The sequence below is a fragment of the SAR324 cluster bacterium genome (assembly GCA_029245725.1).
In the GTDB taxonomy this organism is placed as follows: Bacteria; SAR324; SAR324; order SAR324; family NAC60-12; genus JCVI-SCAAA005.
In genome coordinates, this window is the sequence record JAQWOT010000407.1 from 1 (window position 1) to 6433 (window position 6433).

At 40.5% G+C, this 6433-nt stretch carries 5 protein-coding genes and 1 pseudogene; 1 reads left to right on the forward strand and 5 read right to left on the reverse strand.

Translation table 11 applies throughout. From position 1 onward, the window contains the following. Positions 1 to 346 precede the first annotated feature (346 nt). The 4 genes from P8O70_22180 to P8O70_22195 form a co-directional block, all read right to left on the reverse strand. Positions 347 to 1777, reverse strand: a complete 1431-nt coding sequence (locus P8O70_22180; protein ID MDG2199547.1) for a DnaA/Hda family protein — start codon at positions 1775 to 1777, stop codon at positions 347 to 349. A 794-nt stretch (positions 1778 to 2571) separates the two neighbouring features. Beyond that, a complete protein-coding gene (locus P8O70_22185) occupies positions 2572 to 3126 on the reverse strand; it encodes a hypothetical protein (protein MDG2199548.1) in 555 nt (184 codons plus the stop codon). A 101-nt stretch (positions 3127 to 3227) separates the two neighbouring features. Next, on the reverse strand, positions 3228 to 4460 hold the full coding sequence (locus tag P8O70_22190; GenBank protein ID MDG2199549.1) for a bifunctional 3,4-dihydroxy-2-butanone-4-phosphate synthase/GTP cyclohydrolase II: 1233 nt from the start codon (positions 4458 to 4460) through the stop codon (positions 3228 to 3230). Beyond that, positions 4453 to 5103: a RibD family protein gene (locus P8O70_22195; GenBank protein MDG2199550.1), complete on the reverse strand. Its 651-nt coding sequence runs from the start codon at positions 5101 to 5103 to the stop codon at positions 4453 to 4455. The genes P8O70_22190 and P8O70_22195 overlap by 8 nt, the downstream gene beginning before the upstream one ends. 731 nt (positions 5104 to 5834) lie before the next feature. Here P8O70_22195 and P8O70_22200 point away from each other — a divergent pair. Next, on the forward strand, positions 5835 to 6215 hold the full coding sequence (locus tag P8O70_22200) for a chemotaxis response regulator CheY (GenBank protein ID MDG2199551.1): 381 nt from the start codon (positions 5835 to 5837) through the stop codon (positions 6213 to 6215). Positions 6216 to 6270: 55 nt separating this feature from the next. Here P8O70_22200 and P8O70_22205 read toward each other — a convergent pair. Beyond that, positions 6271 to 6433, reverse strand: a pseudogene (locus tag P8O70_22205) (IS1 family transposase).

Genomic DNA, 6433 nt, shown 5'->3' on the forward strand with positions numbered 1-6433 from the left:
ATCCTTTCTGTTTTGAATCTAATAAATCTCAGAAGGTTGATTTTAGAAGGATTTTGATGGTACCCGTAAGGACAGACCCATTGAAGTTGATCTTCAGCCCAAATTTCAACTGTTTTTCTATATTTTCAAAAAAGAGGAAAACTGCCTTTGAAAAATGGCCAGAGTTTATCAAATGGGACGGGAAAACCTGAGTGATTAATCACTCAGGGAAAGGAAAAGATATCCTCAGGGGGAAAGTTTCTACAGAATTGGAATTTGCAAATCTAGTTCTTTTTAAGAGTATTTTGCTAAGAGAGAATTAGGATGAAGCTGCCTCTCCAGGTGATGTGGAGAGGAAAATGATCTCTTAGATTGAACCAGTTTTAAGATTTAAATGATTCAAGTTAAATAAGTTGTCTTCTGAAGATTGAGAAGTCTGCAAAGTCACTAATTGATTATTTGAAGAATTGATTCCTTTACGAATCGCAAATACTTGACGCTTATAGACCTCATCAATCTCCATACTTTTTTGGGCATTCTTCAGAGCATTGTGAATTGTTGAATGGCTACGCCCCAGAAACTGACCGATCTGACTCAATGACATCCCAAAATCTTCTGTCAGAATGTATACAATATATTGACGTCCTTTTATTACTCTCCGATCTCTTCTACCAGACTTGATATCCTTCAAACTCAAGCGCAGTGCATTGCTGACATGCTGAATAACGTCGTCTTCAGATCTATCAAAAGTGGGAGTCAGGTTCCCAGGAGATTGCTGTTGTTCAATGCTTATTTCTCTAGCACTGGTTATCAATTTCTTTGCTAGTTCCAAAGAGATTTCCTCACCCATGAGTGATGAGTGTGCACCCAAACGGATTAAGACCCCCTCCAACTGACATATGTTTGGAGGTAAGTTACTAATCAAGTAGTGGCAAATCTCATCACTCAACTCGATTCGTGAATCTTTTGCTTTACTCTGAAGTATTTTAAGGCAGGACTTGCGATCTGGAGATGGTAAATCTAGTGAAAGCCCAGATTCCAATTTATTTGCGAGAGTGGAGTTGAGCCCTGAAATTCTGCTGGGTAAATTGTTGGACGAAAGGATAACCTGTTTGCCAGATTCCTTGAGACTGCTTATGGTATGTTTCAATTCCTGCTGACATTGTGGTGAACTACTCAACACTTGGACGTCTTCCAAGATCAAAATATCTGTGTTTCTGAATTTCTCGCGGAATTGAACCATCTGGTTGCTACGAATATCTTGAATGAACTGATTCAAGAAATTCTCAGCGCTAAGCATCATTAATTTACTTTCAGGATGCTCTTTCAGCCACTCCTCAGCAAGAGCTTGGAGCAAATAACTTTTCCCTATACCTTCAACTCCATAAATAAGAAATGGGTTAAAGTTTTTAGCAGGATTTATAAGGATCTGCTCTGCAGCTTTGAACGCTAATTGATTATATTCACATATTACAAAGTCCTTAAATCGGCGGGATTCATAATTCGCAATTACGCTTACAGGATTGGCCTCCTTGTTGGTGAACAACTCTGATGAATCTATTACTTGAAAATGTTCAGATTCTTCATTTTCGAATAGAAATTCTTCCTGAATAGCTAAGTTTGATGTTCCTTTAGAACCTACTAGGTATTCAAATTTCTTTCGGCAAAACGCTCCAAATTCAGGGTAGGAGTCTGCAAGTGCAGACCTGAGATGGGCCTCGTGATTGTTCTTAATATCCAGCCGATGTAGTTCGTGGGGGATTCCGGCGAAAACGACCTTTGTGGAAGTGATTTTCACCAGCAGTAGGGCATCCAACCAATTTGATCTACACCCTGAAGGAAGCGATTCCCTCAGCTTAGATTTGCAGATTTTCCACCGGTTGTTGTCAAGATCCATCTTTTACTCAGCATCCAAGTCCAATTGGATATCCTTATTGCCCCACCAAACTCCCCCAGAGTCCGAAGAAGCTGGAGGATCACTCTGCACCTATCAAAAGTGATGCCGCGTGAGTAACCCTTCAGGATAAGTTCGATTAGCGAATTTTTTGACCTATCAGAGAAAATCAATCTATTAAAGGAGTTTCCCAATGAAAACAGTTGACATTAGTTGAACCATGCCAAATTTCAGGTGGTCGACTCCCTAGTCAAACCATTAAATAATTTGTAAAGATGTGAATCCGTCAATGGAAGGACCTAATATAGGCCCATGAAGTTGCATCCAGCAGCGGCTCAGCGCGAGAGGAGGGTACGTTGCTGCCTCTCAATTCAGCAACGTGTAAGTTCGTGTTGAACTGATGTGAAAGACCTTACGAGAATCAATTTTTGAAATCAAACGATTTTTTTAATAATTATATCAGGTATTAAGCCATAAGGTATTGATACCAGTTTGAATTTTTTTTGCGAACTCTATGGAGGATCTCTCTCAAAAATTGTAAATATTTAAATATCAAAATCCAATTACTCTTCCTTCTTGGGAATATTTGTTGTGACTAGTATGTGAAGCTTTCAGTTTGATTTTGAAATAGTTTTTTTATTCATTAGGGTGCAAATTGATTTCAGCTTGATTGTCAATTTTATCAGGGAAAACTGAATTTAATAGAATTTCTTGGCGTCTTCCCAATTGAATTCTAATCGACCTTCAATACCAGCTATCTCCAATCTGAAGGGTTCAGAGCCCAGTTTAACCCCTGTTGCGGGTTTGTTTAATTTTGGAAAACTAAGATTGTAGACTTCCACCCAACGATCTAACTCTTTCAAATAACTACCTAGAAGCACTCTTTCTTTGTCTGTATTTTTTAATTTTTGAATCCTTGTAGGAACCACTTTATCTCCATCGTCATCATAAAGCCTTGCTTGCCATATAGAATCTTTTTTGCCGAAGTCAGTTTTTTCGTTACTTCCTGAATATATCATTAAGAGAAATTCAAATTGGTTAGCAAATTGTTGCTTTTGGTCGAGTGAAATTTCGAGACTGGCAGCTTCATCCAATTGATATGAACTTTGGATAGAACCTATCAAAAATTGGCGATACTCTTCGCTGCGAAATAATCCAGCAGCAATCATTTTCGTATTGTAGTCTCTGTAGATTTCATCTTTTCGATAGGTATCTGCCAGTATTTTTTGTAATTGTGGTGGGTTCTCCTCCACATGTTCATAAATCTGGTGAATAGCCCAGTTGTCCGTTGTGGAACATCCAAAACAGGTGATGGGAGCAGCTAGGGCAATAACTGCCCGGGTCATGAAGGATTTCATTGTGGGGTTGCTCCACCATGTTTTTGAATGAAATGCCCAAGTTTATCTTGTTTAGTCTGCAAATACTTAGCGTTGTTGGGATGCTGTCCTTTTTCGAGTGGAATCCTTTCAACAATTTCCAGGCCATGCCCCTCGATTCCTACGATTTTTCGTGGGTTATTAGTCATTAAGCGCATTCTTCGTACACCTAATAGACTGAGCATACGAGCCCCTAGTCCGTAATCACGAAGGTCATCTTTGAAACCTAAGTGATGGTTCGCCTCCACAGTATCCATTCCCTCTTCCTGAAGGCGATAAGCTCTTATTTTATTGAGTAAACCGATGCCCCTTCCCTCTTGCGGTAGGTAGAGAATGACTCCTCTCCCCTCTGCCTCCACCATTTCCATAGCACTTTGGAGTTGAGGTCCACAGTCACACCTTTGAGATCCAAACACATCACCAGTCAAACATTGAGAATGAACTCTGACTAACACCGCATCATCCTCTGACCATTTTCCTTTTACCAAGGCAACATAATCTTTGTTGTCAACCTCACTGTAGAATCCAACGACTTTAAAATTGCCAAATTGAGTGGGCATATTCGCTTCTGTGTCAATTCTAACGACGCTCTCATGATGAGTTCTATATTTGATCAAATCAGCTATTGTTGATAACTTCATTTCATGTTGATCAGCAAACTGGCGAAGCTCGGGGTATCTCGCCATAGATCCGTCATCATTCATTATTTCACAGATTACCCCCCCTGGTCTGCATCCAGCGATTCTAGAAAGATCTACAGCACCTTCAGTGTGGCCTGCTCGTTTGAGAACACCCCCTTCATTTGCTTTCAAGGGGAATATATGTCCGGGTTTTACTATATCCGATGGTGAGGCATTGGATTTCATTGCGGTAAGAATCGTGTGAGCGCGATCAGCTGCAGATATCCCTGTAGAAACTCCTTCTGCAGCCTCCATTGTCACAGTAAAGTTAGTACCATGTTCTGTCTGGTTGTGAGCCACCATTAGTGGCAAATCCAATTGTTTTGTTCTTTGAGTATCTAGAGCTAGACAAATTAGTCCTCGGGCGTGAGTTGCCATAAAGTTAACAATCTGAGGGGTCACCAACTCAGCTGCACAAACTAGATCTCCTTCATTTTCCCGATCATCATCATCGATTAAAACAATCATTCTACCGGCTTTAATTTCAGCAATAGCCTCCTCAATGGGATCAATTCTTAGCACTTCAGTCATTCAACCTTTCTATTGGTTGCAGTTCTAATAGCAAATCTGGGTTTAGTTGTTCTATTCTAATAATTTTATAATTGAAGGTGTCCATCAAGCTTTCGATTTCAAGTTCACCACACCAAGAGAGACCTTCATTACCTAGAATACGAGGTGCAAGGAAAAGGTAAATCTTATCAACGAGTTTTGATTTGAGAAAACTGGCATGAACTTGAGCGCCCCCCTCAACCAAGATTGAATGAATGTCAAAATTTTCAAGTTGGGATAGTAGCCATGAGATCTCTGGGCGAACACCGGGGCTAGTCAGCCTTATGAGATTCGCGGGCAATTCCCAATCGGGATCTGGTGCTTTTCTCCCAACAACCCAAATGGTTTTAGATTCATCGTCTCGCAAGCATTTTGCTTGTCTGGGCATTCTCCCACGGCCGTCCATGATAACTTTAATTGGTGAAGTACCTTGATGAATACCACGAGTGTTAAGTGAGGGATTGTCCTTCAAAAGCGTTTCGCTGCCAATCAATATGGCTTGATGTTCATGACGCAATCGATGTACCAGTTGCCTAGATTTGGCACTTGTGATCCATTTTGAAATGCCAGAACCCGTCGCAATTTTGCCATCTAAAGTTGCAGCGACCTTCAGACTCACAAGCATTTTAAGATTTTTTCCTCTTTAGAAATTCAAATATGAGAAAATTCCGATGTAATTTTTCCGTCTTCATCGTTATGATGTTATCTTCATTGATTCTTGATGGGTGTGCGACTCAGTGGCAACATCAGGTTGATAGTTGTACCTATGAATCATCGGATCCACCAATGAGAAGGGTGATAAACTACAATGATCACGGACTTTGTGACAGGGCCCTGGCACCAAGAACTCCCCCAAATCCAAGAGCCCGCCTGCAACAAGAAATGACATACTAGAAATAGAATTGAGCGCGACCGTACATGGAGGTTCGGGGGCGACAAGACTAACTCTTTCTTTCAGGAGTTGTTCATGTTACGCCAAATTTGGCTCCATGTAGCCTTGATGATTTTTTCATCAAATCTATTTGCTCAGACTACTACCTATTCTCCTCAACCTAAAACTGGCAGGGTGGTCAAAAATTTGGTCTCTCAAATTGCTTATCGAGAGCCTTTCCCATCCAAAAAATTTGATTATGAGGGCCTACATCAAGTTGTGCATGAAGCTGGGTCCAATAGGTACCATCGTTTCAAAGTATATCCAGAACCATTGCGTTCGAGAAAGATGAGGATATTTGAGGGTGGAATTCCGAGAATGAGACAACCATAATGTTATCAGGTCCAATCTAAAGATCCTCGTGAATCAAGCATGCTTTGCATGATGTAAGGCAGTTTTTTAACATGATGTGAAAGAATATCTTTATGCCTGCTGATCCAAACATGACTATTCTGATTGTTGATGACTTTTCGACAATGCGCAGAATTGTAAAGAACATCCTACGTCAACTGGGCTTCAACAAAACGATTGAGGCGGATGACGGAACTACAGCTTTGGAAAAACTGAAATCAGAAAAGGTCGATTTTGTAATAACAGATTGGAATATGCCAAAGATGACAGGCCTTGAACTGGTGAAAATGATACGCTCTGACTCAGAACTCAAACATCTACCAATTTTGATGGTTACTGCTGAAGCTCTTCAGGAAAATATTGTTGCTGCAGCAAAGGCAGGTGTGAATAATTACATCGTAAAACCCTTCGATGCAAAAACTCTCTTAGAGAAGATGAGTAAAATTTTCCCCTGAATCCCTGAAGTTTCAGAATGTTTAAGAGTTTTGGTGTTGGCGACTGAGCATTGTTAATTTTATGGATGAGCAGTTTCAAAGAAATTTCTAACATCCTTTTGGATTTACTGTAACACAGCGTCCTACGGTGCAATCGGGCCAGGTAATGCCTGAGTCGACAATTCAGTGATTCGATCTGAGTCGTGAATGTCTTGCCTTGGTGGTGTAAAGCTGTGGGG